The following is a 16,446-nucleotide window of genomic DNA, read 5'->3' as shown; positions in this document are numbered from 1 at the left end:
CACGCCAAGCCCTTACCCCTCCCATGCCTGAATCCGAAAGGAGCCGCAGCATGCGTGCCCCCCTGGCCCGCGTCGACGCGGTGCTCGTCCAAGCGGTCATCGCCGCCGCGCTGTCCTTCGCCCACCTGCACGACGTCGCCTCGGCGGCCGGACAGGACGGGTGGAAGGCGTGGGCCTACCCGATCAGCGTCGACCTGCTGCTCGTCGCCGCCTGGCGCCGACTGCGCTCCGGGGAGGCGAAAGCGGCCGGGTGGTGCTGGTTCCTGATCGCCCTCGCCGCATCCCTCGGCGCGAACATCGCCACCGCCGGACTGCTCGACCTCGACCACGTACCGGCCTGGCTCCGCATCCTCGTCGCGGGCTGGCCCGCGGTCGCCTTCCTCGGCGGCACTCTCCTTGTCCACTCCCCGCCAGCCTCGCACGACGAGTCCGGTGACGCCGTGGACGGGGAGACGCCCCAGCACATCGAGGACCAGGAGGACGAGCCCGACCCCGCACCGGAACCCCTGACGCTTCCGGCAGCCGAGCCAGCACCGGCTCAGCCTCCAGCCCCGTCGCCGGTCGCCGTCCCGGCCGCCCTGGTCGAGCACGCCCGGAAAGTCGCCGCCGAGCACCACGCCCGCACCGGAACGGCCATCGACACTCCGACTCTGCGCGCCCGCCTCGGCGTTCCGCCGCCCATGGCCGACGCCATCGCCGCCCAGCTCTGAGAGGAGACCCACATGATCACCAACCGCCGTTTCCGCTCCGTCACTCGCATCGGCCCCGTTCAGGTCGGCACGTACTACGACGGTCGCGGCCGGGAGAAGCACACCGCCGCCTGCACGGCCCCGCGCTGTGGCTTCTCCGCTGACTACGACAGCCGCGCCGCCGCAGAGCTGGCCGCGCGTACCCACCGCTGCCCCGTCCGCTGAAAGGACCCGGAAACCGTGACTGTCAGCCTGCCGCTCGTCGTCGTCCTCGGCTTCTTCACCTGGGGAGCGGTCAAGTTCCTCGGGGTTCGCACGTGGATTGTCGTCCTGATCGCCCTCTTCGGCTTCTGGCTCTCGCACACGTTCATGGCTCCGGCCATCGAGTCCGGTACGCGCTCCGGCGTGGACATCGTAAACGGCTCACATAACTAGACGAGTAGGTAAGGAGAGCTTCGCTGTGTTCCTGCCCAAGTACCCCGAAAGTCCGACGCCGCCGCCCGCGTACCCGCACACCGTGGCCGACCAGACACCCGCGCGGCGTCCCGCCCCTCAGATCTCCGTCAGCACGGGAGCGGTCGCGGCCGCCCTCGTCGGCGGCGTCGTGCTGACCGCACTCCTGGCCGCCGTCGCCGTCACGGCCATCTCCGTGGCCGTCACCGCCGTGGTCCTGCGCTCGGTGCTCCGCGACCAGCACCGCCGCTGACACACCAGACCCCCGGGGCGGCCTCGATACCGCCAAGCATCCGCCACCCCGGGGGCCCTCTCCCTCCAGCCGAAACCAGAAGGAGAAGACATCATCACCCGCGCCACTCCGCCCCCGCTCCACGAACTCGGCGAACTGGCCGCCCTGGGCACCATGCCCGCACTCCTGCGCCAGCTCGCAGGCCTCGGCGGCTGCACCCACCCGATCCGCCTCGACGGCCACCGCACCGAGTACGACCTGAACACCCGCACCGGCGAGATCGGCAACGTCCTCCACCACCTCGACTCCTCCAGCCTGCCGGCCGGTCACCTCCTGGTCCGCTGCAACAACCGCCGCACCACCCGCTGCGCGGCCTGCGCCGAGGTCTACCGCCGCGACACCTTCCACCTGATCACCTCCGGGCTGCGCGGCGGCAAAGGCGTCCCCGAACGCGTCGCAGCACACCCGCGCGTCTTCGCCACCTTCACCGCGCCGAGCTTCGGCCCGGTCCACAACCGCCCCACCGGCCCGGCCGGTTCGATCCGCCGCTGCCGCTGCGGCACGCTCCACGACCAGGACGACCCCGCACTCGGCACCCCGCTCGACCCGGACACCTACGACTACGAAGCAGCCGTGCTCTGGAACGCCCACGCCGGTCCGCTGTGGCGGCGCTTCTCGACCTACCTGCGCCGGGAGGTCGCCAAGCGTGCCGGACTGACTCAACGGGCCTTTCGTGAGCACGCGCGGGTGTCCTTCGCCAAGGTCGCCGAGTACCAGAAGCGTGGAGCCGTCCACTTCCACGCCGTCATCCGCATCGACGGCCCCGAGGGCGGCGACACCCCGCCACCTGCCTGGGCCACCGCCGAGCTGCTGACCGATGCCATCCGGTCGGCTGCTGCCGCCGCTCGTGTGGACGGGCCGGTCATCGACGGCCGGGCTCACACCTTCGCCTTCGGCCGTCAGCTCGACGTGCGCACCATCCGCTCGACCGACTTCGACGGCGGCCAGGAGCTGACCGAGCGGCCCGTCGCCGCGTACATCGCCAAGTACGCCACCAAGGGCGCCGAGACCGCCACGGGAGCTCTGGACCGGCCGCTTAGGTTCCTCGCCGAACTCGCCCAGCTCGACATCAGCGACCACGCCCGCCGGCTCGTCCGCACCGCCTGGACCCTCGGCGCACGCAAAGACCTCGAACACCTCCGCCTGCGCGCCTGGGCCCACATGCTCGGCTTCCGCGGCCACTTCTCCACCAAGTCCCGCCGCTACTCCACCACTCTCGGCGCCCTCCGCCACGCCCGCGCCGAATGGCGCCGCGCACAAGCCCTGGAGGCGGCTGAGACCGACCCGGACACGACCCTCGTCCTCGCGCACTGGATCTACGCCGGGACCGGCCTCACCGACGCCGAAGCCTGGCTCGCCGAAACCATCGATCCCGCTCCCGGAACGGAAGGAGAGCCCACACGTGGCTGAGCGCTATCTATCGGTCGGGCAGGTCGCCGAACTGCTCGGCACCACGGTCCGCTTTCCTCGGCGACTCATCGAGGAGCGGCGTATCCGCTACGTCAAAGTCGGTCGGCACGTACGTATCCCAGAAAGCGCCCTTGCCGAGTTCATCTCGTCTCATACGGTCGAGCCGATCCGGCGGCCTCGCGCTCGCTACGGGAGGGCTGCCTGATGGCCAACAACCGAGGCAGACGGCGCCGCTTCGGAGCAATCAGGAAACTGCCGTCAGGCCGCTATCAGGCTCGCTATCCAGGACCTGACGGTGTGATGCGTCCCGCTCCCTTCACCTTCGAGACGACGGCGGACGCCGATGACTGGCTCGCCGAGAAGCAGACCGAGATCCGCCGTGGCGAGTGGCGTGACCCCGATGCGGGCGCGGTGAGTTTCCGGGCCTACGCGGAGAAGTGGGTGGAGGAACGGGAGCTCGCGCCGCTGACGCAGGACCTCTACCGTTACCTCCTCGACAAGCACCTGTTCGCCTTCGCGGACTTGGACCTAGACGAGATCACCGCGCCCCGAGTCCGGGAGTGGCGGGCCGAACGGCTCCGGCTCACGGGCAAGACGATCACAGCCAAGGCGTACCGGCTCCTCAAGGCCATCATGGAGACGGCCGTGGATGACGAGCTGATCACACGCAACCCGTGCCGCATCAAGGGTGCGGGTAAGGAGAAGGCCGCCGAGCGTCGTATCGCCACCGTCGACCAGGTGGACGCCCTCGCCAACGCGGTGGGCATGCGGTGGCGGCTCATGGTCTACCTCGGCGCCTACGGTCCGCTCCGGCCCGAAGAGCTGGCCGGTCTCCGGCGCCGGGATGTCGACCTTGACCACTTACGGCTCCGAGTCCGCCTCGCCGAACCGGAGCGGATGAACGGGCGCCGCGTCCAGGGCGACACCAAGTCCGAGGCCGGCACCCGGACTGTGATTCTTCCCGCCTTCCTCCGCCTGGAGCTCCGCTGGCATCTGGAGTCCTACGCCGAGCCGGGCCCGGACGGGCTGCTCTTCGTCGGGGAGAAGGGGGCTCCCTTCCGGCGCAGCACCTTCGGGCGGAAGTGGCGGAAGGCCCGGGAGGTCGTCGGCATGTCGGAGGGGTTCCGGTTCTACGACCTGCGGCACACCGGGCACACCCTCTCCACCCGTTCCGGTGCCACCCTGAAGGACACGATGGTGCGCGCCGGACAGTCGTCCGAGAAGGCCGCGCTGATCTATCAGCACTCCGACGAGGAGCGACAGGAGGAGGTCGCCGCCGGCCTTGACGTCACAGTCCGGAAGGCCCGCGAGGATGCTGCCCGGAAGGCCGCCGAGAAGCGTTCTGGCACGGATCTGGCACGCGGCCAGTGATCACCCCGGACAGCAAAACGGCCCAGGTCTCTGACCTGGGCCTTCTTCGTGGAGCGGGTGACGAGAATCGAACTCGCGCTCTCAGCTTGGGAAGCTGATGTTCTACCATTAAACTACACCCGCGTAAGACGCCGATCGAGTCGGTGTCCGAGCGATCGCCACTTTACCTCATGTCAGGCCCCCGGTGTTGTTGCCGCGGGGCCTGAGGCCGTTTCAGGCATGGGATGCGGCTGCGGGGGAACGGAGTTGGGGCGTACGGTGGTGCGGTCGAAGAGGGCCCCGGTGGAACCGGAGTGCCGCCTGGAGGGCCGTCCCTTTGATCCCGTACTGTGGCTTTTGTCGTCGGGCGAGCAGCAGCCCGACGCGCCTCTTGGGGAAGGGACTCTTGGACTTGATGGAGCGCACCGTCGTCCGTTGTGCCGATGGGCACGTGTTCAGCACCGCTTCGTTCCCGATGCAGAAGGCCGAGCGACTCGGCCCCGGCCGGCTGCTTCGGTGTCCGCGCTGCGCGCGGCTGCGCAGCGTCGTGCCGGTGACCCTGCAGAAGCAGTAGCGACATGTAGCACCGGCGAGCAGTCGCGGCAGGCGGTGGCAGTCCGGTCGCAGTCGGAGTCGGAGTGGCCGGGTACGGCGCTGGCCGTAGCGGACAAAGGCAGGCATACAGCAGCACACAGGCGCGTGGAGTCGTCCGGTTGTGGGCGCTCCGCGCGCCTTGCGTATCCTCGGGGCGTGCTTCTCTCAGACAAGGACATCCGGGCCGAGATCGATGCCGGGCGGGTGCGTATCGATCCGTATGACGACGCGATGGTGCAGCCGTCGAGCATCGATGTGCGGCTGGACCGCTACTTCCGGGTGTTCGAGAACCACCGCTACCCCCACATCGACCCCGCCATCGAGCAGGCCGATCTGACCCGGCTGGTGGAGCCGGAGGGGGACGAGCCGTTCATCCTGCACCCCGGCGAGTTCGTCCTCGCCAGCACCTACGAGGTCATCACCCTGCCCGACGACCTCGCCTCCCGGCTGGAGGGCAAGAGCTCGCTCGGGCGGCTGGGCCTCGTGACGCACTCCACCGCCGGCTTCATCGACCCCGGCTTCAGCGGGCACGTCACCCTCGAGCTGTCCAACCTCGCCACCCTGCCCATCAAGCTCTGGCCGGGCATGAAGATCGGGCAGCTGTGCATGTTCCGGCTGACCTCGCCCGCCGACTTCCCGTACGGCAGCGAGCGGTACGGCTCGCGGTACCAGGGGCAGCGGGGGCCGACCGCCTCCCGGTCGTTCCTCAACTTCCACCGGACCCAGGTGTGAGCCGGCCGGTGATGAGCGACGCTGGCAAGAGGACGGGCGAGGGGATACCGGCATGAGTGACGTACGCGAGAACCTGACCTACGAGAAGTTCGGCGTCGCCGTGCGCGAGCTGGCGCAGACCATCGCCGACGACGGCTACGAGCCCGACATCGTGCTCAGCATCGCCCGCGGCGGCGTCTTCGTGGCCGGCGGGCTCGCCTACGCCCTGGACTGCAAGAACATCCACCTGGTCAACGTGGAGTTCTACACGGGCGTCGGCACCACCCTGGAGATGCCGGTCATGCTGGCTCCCGTGCCGAACGTGATCGACTTCTCGCGGAAGAAGGTGCTGATCACCGACGACGTCGCCGACACCGGCAAGACGCTCAAGCTGGTGCGCGACTTCTGCCTCGACACCGTCGCCGAGGTGCGCAGCGCCGTCGTCTACGAGAAGTCGCAGTCGCTCGTGAAGTGCGAGTACGTCTGGAAGCGGACCGACGAGTGGATCAACTTCCCGTGGTCGGTCGAGCCGCCCGTGGTGCGGCGGGCCGGGCAGGTGCTCGATGCCTGAGCGCCGCTGAGCGGCCCGGAACGAAGAAGGGGCTCCCCCCGGGGAGCCCCTTGCTGTGTCCGCGCGGGCGTCAGACCGTGCCCAGCTTCACGATCGACAGCAGCGCGATCAGCTGGATCGCCGACGCGCCCAGCGCCTTCGGCCAGGGCAGGTCGTGGGAGCGGCTCACCATGAGCGTGAGCAGCAGGCCGCCCCCGACCCAGGTGGCCCAGCCCAGCAGCTGCACGAACGTCGCGTCGCCGCCGGCGAACATCGCGAAGACCAGGCGCGGCGCGTCCGTGAGGGACATGATCAGCATGGACAGGCCGACCGTGGGCTGCCAGGCCCCGTCGCCGCCGAGCTGGCGGGCCAGGGTGTGGGTGACCACGCCCAGCACGAAGGCGCTGATCACCATCGCGACCGCCGTGGTCAGGACGATGGGGATGGCGTTCGAGAGGGTCGCGTTGATCGCGTCCTCGCGGGCGCCGTCGAAGCCGAAGACCGCGAGCAGGCCGTACAGGAACGTCACGACGAGGGCGGGGCCCCACATCGCGTAGTCCCGCATCTGCAGGAACGTCTGGTTCGGGGCGAGGACGATGCCCTTCAGCAGGGCCTTCCAGTGCAGCCGCGGGCCGACCGGGCCGGGCGCCGGGGCCGCGGAGCCGGCGCGGTAGGTGTCGCCCTGCGTGTAGGGGTCCTCGCCGACCGAGAAGGCCTGGGTGTGGCCCGGATTGTTGGCCGCGTACGGGTCCTGCGGACCCTGCGGGCCGTGCGGGTAGGCGCCGTCGCCGAAGTACTCCGGCTCACCGCCCTGCCCGCCGTAGCCGCCGCCGTGCCCGCCGTGGCCGGCGTTCGGCTGCGGCCAGCCCGGGCCGCCGCCGCTGCCGCCGCTGCCGTACGGCGGCTGCTGCTGCGGGTACGGCTGCGGCGCCTGCGGGTAGCCGTACGACGGCCCCTGCGGCGTCTGCTGCCCGTACGGAGGGTTGTGCGGTCGCGTCTGAGGAGCGCCGTTGTTCCGGCCGCGTCCGATCCTGAATCCAGCCACGTCTTCGAACGTACCTGGTCCCGCGCGGTGGCGTGCCGGGCCCGGGGTTCCGGGCCCGGCTTTGCGGCCGAGCTGTGACATCCCTTAAGGGGCAGGGGCCTTGGGCGTCGGTGGGGTGTCGGGGTTCCGCCGTACGGGGGTCGCCCGGGGCGCGCGGGTGCGGATCAGAGCATGTCCTGGCCGAGCCTCAGGTAGCCGGTGGTCGACATGCCGAGGGAGCCGGGGCCGAAGCTGACGGCGTTCTTCGTGGTGATGCCCGAGGCGGATCCGCGCAGGCTGTACACCGCGCCGGAGGGGTGGTTCTCGCCGTCGGAGCCGATCGACAGGTCCGCCTTGCCGTCGCCGGTGAGGTCGGACAGGCGGACGGCGGAGCCGAAGCGGTCGGCGGACTCGGCGGTGCCGGGGACGCCCTCGGTGTTCTGGGTGAACGACCGGGCTCCGGTGCCGGTCAGGCCGGCCGCCGAGCCGCGCAGCACGGTGACGCTGCCGGCGATCTTCGCGGAGCCGACGGTCTCGTGGATCGTGCCGACGGCCAGGTCGCCGTAGCCGTCGCCGTTCACGTCGGCGACGGAGAGGTCGTTGCCGAACCAGTCGCCCTCCTCGTCGGCGCCCGGGACCCCGGCGGTGTCCTGGTGGATCGTGGTCTGCGGGCGGGTGCGGACGCCGTCGGCGCTGCCGGGCCAGACGCTGACCGAGCCGCCGAGGCTGCGGCCGTCGCCGCCGTAGGCCGCGGTGACGACGTCGGCGAAGCCGTCCTTGTTCAGGTCGCCGACCGCGGCCAGCTCCCAGCCGCCGCTGACCAGGAACGCCTGCTCGGTGAGACCGGAGGCGGCGCCGAGGTAGACGAAGCTGCCGTCCTCGTACGTCGACGCCCTGCTGCCGGTGGCGACCAGGTCGTCGGTGCCGTCGCCGTCGATGTCGCCGGCGGCGAGGCTCTGGGCGCCGCGGATGCTGTTGCCGGGCTGGAGGCCGGTGGCCAGCTCCTGTCGGTCCTGGGCGCCCGCCGCCTTGGTGAAGGCGCGGTGGATCCAGACGTCGCTGCCGGTGCTGCCGGCCGCGAGGTCGGGGCGGTCGTCGCCGTCGAAGTCGCCGACCGCCAGGGACATGCCGTACTCGTCGTGGGCCGCCACGGCGGGGTCGGGGACGCTCTTGCCGCCGGACAGGCCGCTCCTGCCGCCCCAGACGACGGTGACGGAGCCGCCGTCCGCGTCGGAGCCGACGTCCTCGCCGACGCTGCCGATCACGAGGTCGGCGTAGCCGTCGGCGTTCAGGTCGCCGGAGGCGAGGGCCTTGCCGAAGCGGTCGCCCTGCTCGGCGGTGCCGGGGATGCCGGCGGTGTCCTGGGTGAGGACGGTGCGGCGGGCGGCGCTGATGCCGTTCGCCGAGCCGTAGGTGACGACGACGGCGCCGGCGTCGGTCCTGCCGCCGACGGGGGTGTAGGGGGCGGCGGTGGCCAGGTCGCGGTAGCCGTCGCCGTTGAAGTCGTCGGCGTACGTGGCGGGGGCGGCGAGGGCCGGTCCGGCGAGGAGCACCGGAGTGAGCCCGGCCGCCAGCACAGTGGCGGCGAGGGCGGCGGCTGTCTGCCTGCGCATGCGTGACCTTCCTGGTGGGGGGTGTGGGGGCGGGGGCGGGACCGGGGCCCGAACGACGGAAACGGTCGGACAGGCCCCGGCCCGGGAGGACGTACCGGAGGCGCGTCGCTCGCGGTCAGGAGTTCAGGGCCGTGCCGTAGCCCGGGGTGGCCGCCGTGGAGATGCCGGTCGTGGCGGGGCCGAAGCTCGTCGAGCCGGACGTCGTCGGGCCGGTGGCCGTGCCGCGCAGGAACCACACCGCGCCGTCGCCGGAGTTCTCGCCCGGCGCCGCGACCGACAGGTCGGCGCGCCGGTCGCCGGTGACGTCGGTGAGCGTGACGCGCTCGCCGAACCGGTCGCCCGCCTCCGAACTCCCGGGCACGCCCGAGGTGTTCTGCGTGTACGACACCGAGCCCTTGGTGGTGAGGCCGGACGCCGAGCCGTACAGCACGGTGACGGCTCCGGCGGACGCGTTCTCGCCCGCGGTGCCGACCACCAGGTCGGCGTGGCCGTCGCCGTTCACGTCGCCGAGCGCCACGTCGCTGCCGAACCGGTCGCCCTTCTCCGCGGCGCCGGGCACGCCCGGGGTGTCCTGCGTCAGGACGAGCGGGGCGCGGCCGGTGTCGGGGCCCTCGGGGCCGCCGTAGACGACGGTGACCTTGCCGCCGAGGGCGCCGCCCGGGTCGGCGGAGGTCTCGCGGTCGTTGCCCACGGCGATGTCGGCGTGACCGTCCTGGTCGATGTCGCCCACGGCGGAGACGAACCCGCCGGGCAGTTTCTGGAGCCAGTCGTTGTAGTTGCCGATCTTCAGGTCGGCGAGGCCGGTGGCGGCGGCGCCGTCGTGCGTGGTGCGGCCGTGCAGCACCACCCGGGGGTGGCCGTCCGCGGTGACGTCGCCCGAGGAGAGGTGGGTGACGCCCGCGGACGCGGACCACCAGGAGTTGCGGCTGCCCGAGGCCTCGCTGGAGGAACTCGTCCTGGTGAGCGGGCCGTGGACGAGGGTGAGGGTGATCGGGCCGGTGGAGCCGGACGCCACGTCGGGGTCGCCGTCGCCGTCGAAGTCGCCCGCGGCGAGGGTCCGGCCGTAGCGGTCGTAGTCGGTGTCGAACGGGCTGAGCAGGGAACGGCCGCCGCTCAGGCCCGAGGCGGAGCCCCAGATGACGGTGACGGTGCCGTTGTTGGTGTCGTAGGAGTCCTCGCCGGGGACGCCGACCAGCAGGTCGGCGTAGCCGTCGGTGTCGAGGTCCGCGGAGGCCAGGGCCGAGCCGAAGGCGTCGTCGGCCTCGGCCGCGCCGGGGATGCCGGCGGTGTTCTGGGTGAGCAGCGTGCGGGTGGAGGTCTTCGGCCCCCCGGTGCCGCCGTAGACGACGCTCACGGCGCCGGCCGCGGCCTTCCCGGAGACGGTGGCGCCGGGCGCGCCGATCGCGAGGTCGGCGCGGCCGTCGCCGTTGAAGTCCCAGGGGGCGGCGGCCGGGGCGGCGTGCGCGGTGGCGGTGTGGGTGAGCGGGGTGAGGGCCGCCGCGAGCAGGGCGGCGGCGAGACGGGTGCGCATGGGGATCACGGCCTCACTGGGGAGTCGTCGGGGCAGGGGGGTCACTGGGCGAGGACGGAACCGAGGCCGGCGCCGCCCCGCAGCCCGGCACCGGTGGCGGTGATGCCCTGCGCGCCGGTGGTGGTCGGGCCGGAGGCGGAGCCGCGCAGCGTCCACAGGCCGCCCGTGCCGTTCTCGCCGCTGACGCCGACGATCAGGTCCGCCTTGCCGTCCTTGGTGACGTCGGTGAGGTCGACCGCGGAGCCGAAGCGGTCCCCCTCCTCGGCGGTGCCGGGCACGCCGGCGGTGTCCTGGGTGTACGACTTCACGCCGGTCGCCGTCCTCAGGCCGGAGGCGGAGCCGAACAGCACGGTGACCGAGCCGGCGTCCCGCGCGGAGCCGACGTCCTCGCCGTGCGCGGAGACCACCACGTCGGCGTAGCCGTCGCCGTTGATGTCGCCGGTGTCCACCGCCGAGCCGAAGGCGTCGTCGGTCTCCGCCGCGCCGGGCACGCCCGCCGTGTCCTGGTGGACGACGGTCGGCTGCTGCGCCGGGTCGGGTCCGTTCGGGCCGCCGTACCAGACGGTGATCTGGCCGCCCTTGTGGCCGCCGGGCTTCAGGTCGAACGGGTCCGTCGGGTCGCCGAGGACCAGGTCGCCGAAGCCGTCGCGGTTGATGTCGCCGATCGCACCGGGATAGCCGTCCGCGTGCGTCAACTCGGCCATCTTGTACGACGTGCCGGTCCAGCGGAACCAGTTGATCTCGCCGCCGGTGTCGCCGTCCACGTTGAACGGGTAGACGCGCTCGGCCGTGCCGTCGCCGGTGAGGTCGCCCGCGATCACCTCGAACGTGGTGCCGACCTCGCCCACGCGGAAGTGGCTCACCGGGCCGCCGGTGCGCGTGAAGGGGCCGTTGTACAGGCGGGTGTGGCTCTGGCCGGTCAGGGTGACGTCCGTGTCGCCGTCGCCGTCGAAGTCGCCGGTGGCGATGCCCCGGGAGAAGTTGCCGAACTCGGCGAGCGTGCTGGGCTGCGGCAGGCCCTTGCCGCTGGTCAGGCCGGACGCGCTCCCCCACAGGACGGTGCCGGAGCCGACGCCGTCGCGGTCGCCGACGCTCTCGTTGGAGGCGCCGACGACGAGGTCGGAGTAGCCGTCCCGGTCCAGGTCGCCCGCGGCGAGCGCGGAGCCGAACAGGTCGGCCGCCTCGGCGGTGCCGGGTACGCCCGCGGAGTTCTGCGTGATGACGGCCTTGCGGGTGGCCGAGACGCCCGACGAGGAGCCGTACAGCACGACCACGGCTCCGGCGCAGGAGGCCGTGCCGACGTCGGCGCACGGGGCGCCGGCCGCGAAGTCGCGGTAGCCGTCGCCGTTGAAGTCCCCGGCGAGTTTGGAGGGGGCGGCCGAGGCGGGGCCGGCGGTGGTGAGCAGGCCGGTGGTGAGGGTGGCGGCCAGCAGGAGGGTGCGCTTGCGCAAGGGAGTGCTCCGGTGAGTCCGGTGGATCCGGTGAGTGGGGAGCCGGGCCCGCGCGGCCCGGCCCCGAAGGGGTGGAGGGACGGCTCAGTCGCCGAAGTTCGCGCCGAAGTCGGGGTAGCCGGTCGTGGAGACGCCCGTCGCGGCGGGGCCGATCGCGCGGGATCCGGTGGCGGTGATCTTCGTGCCGGTGGACGGCAGGTAGAGGACCGAGCCGTCGTAGGTGTTCTCGAAGGAGCCGGCCAGGAGGTCGGCGCGGCCGTCCCCGGTGACGTCGTCGAGCTTGACGTCGAGGCCCAGCATGTCGCCCTTCTCGTCCGAGCCGGGGACGCCCGCGGTGCTCTGCGCGAACGACTGCGCGCCGGAGGACGTGTTGACGCCGGCGTCCGAGCCGTACAGCACCACCAGCTGCCCGGTGTCGGTGACGGAGCCGATGTTCTCGCCCGCGACGCCGATCACGAGGTCCTGCTTGCCGTCGCCGTTGACGTCGCCCAGGTCCAGCTCGTAGCCGAAGTAGTCGTTCTTCTCCGAACTGCCGGGGACGTTCCCGGTGTCCTGGGTGATGCCGGTGGTGGAGCTGACGCCGTCCGCGGCGCCGTAGGTGATCCACACCTTGCCGCCGTCGGCGGCGCCGGGGAACTCCACCCCGTCGTCGGCCTTGTTCCAGAACATGCCGCTGACGATGTCGCCGAAGCCGTCGCCGTTGATGTCGCCGATGCCGGTGATGGGGCCGGCCTTCAGCTGCCGGGCCCCGGAGGCCGACAGGCCCGAACTCGTGCCCAGCAGAAGGTAGTTGGCGCGCCAGTAATTGTCGGTGTCCGGCTCGAAGCCGTCGATGACGAGGTCGGTGCGGCGGTCGCCGTTGACGTCGCCGGCGGTCAGGTTGATCGCCCCGGTGCCCTCGCCCGAGGCGTACACGGGCGCCTTCACGGCGGAGCGGCCCCCGACGGCGGTGCCGGTGGGGCTGATGCCGCCCTTGAGCACGTGGATGACGTCGGATGTGGTGCCGACGGCCAGGTCGGCCTTGCCGTCGCCGTCGAAGTCGCCGGCGGCGAGCTTGCGGCCCCAGCGGTCGTGCTTGGTCGGGGCCGCGTCCGGGATCGTGACGCCCTTGCCGGTGATGCCCTGCGCCGAGCCCCACAGGACCGCGACGGTGCCGCCGTCCTTGTCGCTGCCGACGTCCTCCATGGGGGCGGAGACGGCGACGTCGTCGTAGCCGTCGCCGTTGAAGTCGGCGTAGGCGCTGTCGGCGCTGAAGACGTCCCCGGCCTCGGCGGTGCCCGGGCTGCCGGTGGTGTTCTGGCTGATCACCGACCGCTTCGAGGAGTTCACGCCGCTCTCGGTGCCGTACAGGACGACGAGCTGGCCGGCGTCCTTCTTGCCGTTCACGTACGCGCCGACGGCGGAGAACACCACGTCGCCGATGCCGTCGTGGTTGAAGTCGGCCTGCGGGGTGTGCGTCGAGTCGGCGGCGGCCGCGGTGCCGGCGGTGGCCGTCAGCAGCGTGCCGGTCAGCGCCGCGGCGACGGCGGTCGCGAGGGCGAGACGCAGGCCGTGGCGGCGGCGGGGCCGGGCGAGCGCGAGCGGGCGCCCGGCGGGGCGCTCGTGCTGGTGCATGCGGATCTCCAGCTGCATGCGGGGGACGTCGCGCGGACGTCCGCAGTCGATGTGGGGCCGGTACCGTCCGGTTCGCCGCGAGTTGTCCGGGCGTTCACGGGCGGTCGGCGATCAGGAGACCCACACGGGGGCGTAAGGGTTGTACGTGAGTCCGGTCAATGTCCGGGACCGGAGGGACACGGGACCGGCGGGACACGGGACCGGCGGGACACGGGACCGGCGGGACACGGGACCGGCGGGACACGGGACCGGCACGCCCCGGGGCACGGGCGCACTCGTCGACGCAGGAAAAATAGCGTCATGACGAGCACCAAGGTACGTACCACCGCACTGATCACGCCCGTCGAGCAGGAAGCTCAGGACGAAGCGAAGGCCCTGGCTCGTGAGGGGCGTACCGCCAAGGCCGTCCGGCGGTTGCGCAAGGACTCAGGACTCGGTCTGTCCGCGGCTCCCGTGGCATTGGACCTGCTCAGCCAGGGACACGCGCTGCCCACCACCTATGGCGAAGCGCTGGAGAGCCTGCGGGCACTCGATGCGCCTCTGGTCGCCGAGATGGCCGATCTGCTGGGCAGCGGCGACCGTGACGCGGCGATCAGACTGCTCCGGGAGCGGACCGACATCGATCTCGCCGGGGGGTACCACCTCGCCATGGAACTGAGCGGCCGGCCCGACGGCCGTTGAGGACTCGGCCGACCACTGCTGAAGTGGTCGGCTCCGAGCGGACAGAACCGCAGGAAGCCCCGCCGTCCACGGCGGGGCTTCCTCGTTCGGGGTGTGAGGTGCGGGAGGGGGCGGTTACTTCACCGGCTCCGGCTCCGGGGCGTTCTCGGAGTCCGACGTGCCCGCCGGCGGCTCGCCGTCGTCGTCGGAGTCGTCCGCGTCCGCGGACTCCGCCGGGACCGGCGTCTTCACCGAGTCCAGGAGCAGCTGGGCGACGTCGACGACCGTGATGGACTCCTTGGCCTTGCCGTCGTTCTTCTTGCCGTTGACCGAGTCGGTCAGCATGACCAGGCAGAACGGGCAGGCCGTCGAGACGATGTCGGGGTTGACCGACAGGGCCTCGTCCACGCGCTCGTTGTTGATGCGCTTGCCGATGCGCTCTTCCATCCACATCCGCGCGCCACCCGCGCCGCAGCAGAAGCCCCGCTCCTTGTGGCGGTGCATCTCCTCGTTGCGGACACCGGGGACGGCGGCGATGATCTCGCGCGGCGGCGTGTAGATCTTGTTGTGGCGGCCCAGGTAGCACGGGTCGTGGTACGTGATGATGCCCTCGACCGGCGTGACCGGGATGAGCCTGCCCTCGTCCACCAGGTGCTGCAGCAGCTGCGTGTGGTGGATGACCTCGTAGTCGCCGCCGAGCTGCGGGTACTCGTTGCCGATCGTGTTGAGGCAGTGCGGGCAGGTGGCGACGATCTTCTTCGCGGACTTCGGCTTCGCCGACTCGGGCGTCACCTTGCCCTCGTCGTCCATCTCCTCGCCGAACGCCATGTTCAGGGCCATGACGTTCTCCATGCCGAGCTCCTGGAACAGGGGCTCGTTGCCCAGGCGGCGGGCGGAGTCACCGGTGCACTTCTCGTCGCCGCCCATGATCGCGAACTTGACGCCCGCGATGTGCAGCAGCTCCGCGAAGGCCTTCGTGGTCTTCTTGGCGCGGTCCTCCAGGGCGCCGGCGCAGCCCACCCAGTACAGGTACTCGACCTCGGTCAGGTCCTCGATGTCCTTGCCGATGACCGGGACTTCGAAGTCGACCTCCTTGAGCCATTCCAGGCGCTGCTTCTTCGCCAGGCCCCAGGGGTTGCCCTTCTTCTCCAGGTTCTTGAGCATCGTGCCCGCCTCGGACGGGAACGCCGACTCGATCATCACCTGGTAGCGGCGCATGTCGACGATGTGGTCGACGTGCTCGATGTCCACGGGGCACTGCTCGACGCAGGCACCGCAGGTGGTGCAGGACCACAGGACGTCCGGGTCGATGACGCCGTTGTCCTCGAGCGTGCCGATCAGGGGGCGCTCGGCCTCGGCCAGGGCCGACGCCGGGACGCCGGCCAGCTGCTCCTCGGGCGCCTTCTCCTCGCCCTCCATCGTCTTGCCGCCGCCGGCCAGCAGGTAGGGCGCCTTGGCGTGCGCGTGGTCGCGCAGCGACATGATCAGCAGCTTGGGGGAGAGGGGCTTGCCCGTGTTCCAGGCGGGGCACTGCGACTGGCAGCGGCCGCACTCGGTGCAGGTGGAGAAGTCCAGCAGGCCCTTCCAGGAGAACTGCTCGACCTGGGAGACGCCGAAGACGTCGTCGTCGCCCGGGTCGGTGAAGTCGATCGGCTTGCCGCCCGAGGTCATCGGCTGGAGCGCGCCGAGGGCGGTGCCGCCGCCGGACTCGCGCTTGAACCAGATGTTCGGGAAGGCCAGGAAGCGGTGCCAGGCCACGCCCATGTTGGTGTTGAGCGACACCACGATCATCCAGATGAACGAGGTGCTGATCTTGATCATGGCGGCCAGGTAGACCAGGTTCTGCAGCGTCGTGACCGACAGGCCCTTGAAGGCGAGGACCAGCGGGTACGAGGCGAAGTAGGAGGCCTCGTAGTGGTCGACGTGGTGGAGCGCGCCCTCCAGGCCCCGCAGGACGTAGATCGCCAGGCCGATGGTGAGGATGACGTACTCGACGAAGTAGGCCTGGCCGGCCTTGGAGCCCGCGAAGCGGGACTTGCGGCCGGGCCGGTTCGGCAGGTTCGCCAGGCGGATCGCGATGAGCACCGCGATGCCCAGGACCGTCATCACGCCGATGAACTCGATGTACAGCTCGAACGGCAGGAACGTGCCGATGACCGGGAGCACCCAGTCGGCCTGGAACAGCTGGCCGAAGGCCTGGGCCAGGGTCGGCGGCAGCGTCAGGAAGCCGACCGCGACGAACCAGTGCGCGACGCCGACGATGCCCCACCGGTTCATGCGCGTATGGCCGAGGAACTCCTTCACCAGCGTCACGCTGCGCTGGTAGGGGTTGTCGGTCCGGGTACCGGCGGGCACGGGCTGGCCCAGCTTGAAGTACCGGACGAACTGGCCGATCGCGCGTGCGAGCAGCGCGACGCCGACCACGGTCAGTACCAGCGACACGATGATCGCGGCGAGTTGCATGGGGGCTCCTCGGGCCTGCGAGGGGTTTCGTCGGGGTGACC

The 16,446-nt window shown here is 71.4% G+C and carries 17 protein-coding genes and 1 tRNA gene; 11 read left to right on the top strand and 7 right to left on the bottom strand.

What is annotated here, in order from left to right; translation table 11 throughout:
- The first annotated feature begins 50 nt into the window (after positions 1–50).
- The 7 genes from ACFYWG_RS25375 to ACFYWG_RS25345 all read left to right on the top strand — a co-directional run bounded on the left by ACFYWG_RS25375 (position 51) and on the right by ACFYWG_RS25345 (position 4,215).
- A complete protein-coding gene (locus ACFYWG_RS25375; protein ID WP_389203758.1) occupies positions 51–710 on the top strand; it encodes a DUF2637 domain-containing protein in 660 nt (219 codons plus the stop codon).
- A 12-nt stretch (positions 711–722) separates the two neighbouring features.
- A complete protein-coding gene (locus ACFYWG_RS25370) occupies positions 723–914 on the top strand; it encodes a mobile element transfer protein (protein WP_389203756.1) in 192 nt (63 codons plus the stop codon).
- Between the two features lie 15 nt (positions 915–929).
- Positions 930–1,124, top strand: coding sequence for a hypothetical protein (locus ACFYWG_RS25365; RefSeq protein ID WP_389203754.1), 195 nt, complete (start codon positions 930–932; stop codon positions 1,122–1,124).
- A 25-nt stretch (positions 1,125–1,149) separates the two neighbouring features.
- Positions 1,150–1,395 carry a SpdD protein gene (locus tag ACFYWG_RS25360; RefSeq protein ID WP_389203752.1) on the top strand — a complete coding sequence of 82 codons (246 nt, stop codon included), beginning with the start codon at positions 1,150–1,152 and terminating at the stop codon, positions 1,393–1,395.
- A gap of 153 nt (positions 1,396–1,548) precedes the next feature.
- Positions 1,549–2,844, top strand: a complete 1,296-nt coding sequence (locus ACFYWG_RS25355) for a replication initiator (protein WP_389203750.1) — start codon at positions 1,549–1,551, stop codon at positions 2,842–2,844.
- Positions 2,837–3,049, top strand: a complete 213-nt coding sequence (locus tag ACFYWG_RS25350; RefSeq protein ID WP_094054607.1) for an excisionase family DNA-binding protein — start codon at positions 2,837–2,839, stop codon at positions 3,047–3,049. Before ACFYWG_RS25355 ends, ACFYWG_RS25350 begins: the two co-directional genes overlap by 8 nt.
- Entirely contained in the window at positions 3,049–4,215 is a 1,167-nt protein-coding gene (locus ACFYWG_RS25345; RefSeq protein ID WP_389203748.1) for a tyrosine-type recombinase/integrase, read from the top strand. The genes ACFYWG_RS25350 and ACFYWG_RS25345 overlap by 1 nt, the downstream gene beginning before the upstream one ends.
- Before the next feature lie 49 nt (positions 4,216–4,264).
- Here the strand turns inward: ACFYWG_RS25345 and ACFYWG_RS25340 are convergent.
- Positions 4,265–4,338, bottom strand: a tRNA-Gly gene (locus ACFYWG_RS25340).
- Between the two features lie 271 nt (positions 4,339–4,609).
- Between ACFYWG_RS25340 and ACFYWG_RS25335 the strand changes: the two genes are divergently transcribed.
- The 3 genes from ACFYWG_RS25335 (at position 4,610) to ACFYWG_RS25325 (ending at position 6,070) form a co-directional block, all read left to right on the top strand.
- The gene (locus ACFYWG_RS25335) at positions 4,610–4,768 is read left to right on the top strand and encodes a hypothetical protein (RefSeq protein ID WP_383499940.1); all 159 of its coding nucleotides are present in this window, start codon (positions 4,610–4,612) and stop codon (positions 4,766–4,768) included.
- Between the two features lie 176 nt (positions 4,769–4,944).
- Entirely contained in the window at positions 4,945–5,520 is a 576-nt protein-coding gene (gene dcd, locus ACFYWG_RS25330) for a dCTP deaminase (protein ID WP_363117436.1), read from the top strand.
- 52 nt (positions 5,521–5,572) lie between these two features.
- Positions 5,573–6,070, top strand: coding sequence for a phosphoribosyltransferase (locus ACFYWG_RS25325; protein ID WP_383499943.1), 498 nt, complete (start codon positions 5,573–5,575; stop codon positions 6,068–6,070).
- Positions 6,071–6,140: 70 nt separating this feature from the next.
- Here ACFYWG_RS25325 and ACFYWG_RS25320 read toward each other — a convergent pair whose 3' ends face one another.
- The 5 genes from ACFYWG_RS25320 to ACFYWG_RS25300 form a co-directional block, all read right to left on the bottom strand.
- On the bottom strand, positions 6,141–7,175 hold the full coding sequence (locus tag ACFYWG_RS25320) for a Yip1 family protein (RefSeq protein WP_389203745.1): 1,035 nt from the start codon (positions 7,173–7,175) through the stop codon (positions 6,141–6,143).
- Between the two features lie 83 nt (positions 7,176–7,258).
- Entirely contained in the window at positions 7,259–8,686 is a 1,428-nt protein-coding gene (locus tag ACFYWG_RS25315) for an FG-GAP-like repeat-containing protein (protein WP_383499949.1), read from the bottom strand.
- A 115-nt stretch (positions 8,687–8,801) separates the two neighbouring features.
- On the bottom strand, positions 8,802–10,217 hold the full coding sequence (locus tag ACFYWG_RS25310; protein ID WP_389203742.1) for an FG-GAP repeat protein: 1,416 nt from the start codon (positions 10,215–10,217) through the stop codon (positions 8,802–8,804).
- 41 nt (positions 10,218–10,258) lie between these two features.
- Positions 10,259–11,668 (bottom strand): FG-GAP-like repeat-containing protein, encoded by a 1,410-nt coding sequence (locus tag ACFYWG_RS25305; RefSeq protein ID WP_385411915.1) that lies wholly within the window; start codon positions 11,666–11,668, stop codon positions 10,259–10,261.
- 84 nt (positions 11,669–11,752) lie between these two features.
- Positions 11,753–13,300 (bottom strand): VCBS repeat-containing protein, encoded by a 1,548-nt coding sequence (locus ACFYWG_RS25300; protein WP_389203738.1) that lies wholly within the window; start codon positions 13,298–13,300, stop codon positions 11,753–11,755.
- 282 nt (positions 13,301–13,582) lie between these two features.
- Here ACFYWG_RS25300 and ACFYWG_RS25295 point away from each other — a divergent pair, with 282 nt between their 5' ends.
- Complete coding sequence (locus ACFYWG_RS25295) at positions 13,583–13,963, top strand: hypothetical protein (protein WP_389203736.1); 381 nt, start codon at positions 13,583–13,585, stop codon at positions 13,961–13,963.
- 114 nt (positions 13,964–14,077) lie between these two features.
- On the opposite strand, the gene ACFYWG_RS25290 is transcribed toward ACFYWG_RS25295, so the two are convergent.
- Complete coding sequence (locus ACFYWG_RS25290) at positions 14,078–16,405, bottom strand: (Fe-S)-binding protein (protein ID WP_389203734.1); 2,328 nt, start codon at positions 16,403–16,405, stop codon at positions 14,078–14,080.
- Positions 16,406–16,446: the final 41 nt, after the last annotated feature.

Origin of the sequence: Streptomyces sp. NPDC003456 (assembly GCF_042878735.1) — a bacterium.
Classification (GTDB): domain Bacteria; phylum Actinomycetota; class Actinomycetes; order Streptomycetales; family Streptomycetaceae; genus Streptomyces.
This window is presented reverse-complemented; position numbering and strand designations above follow the sequence as displayed.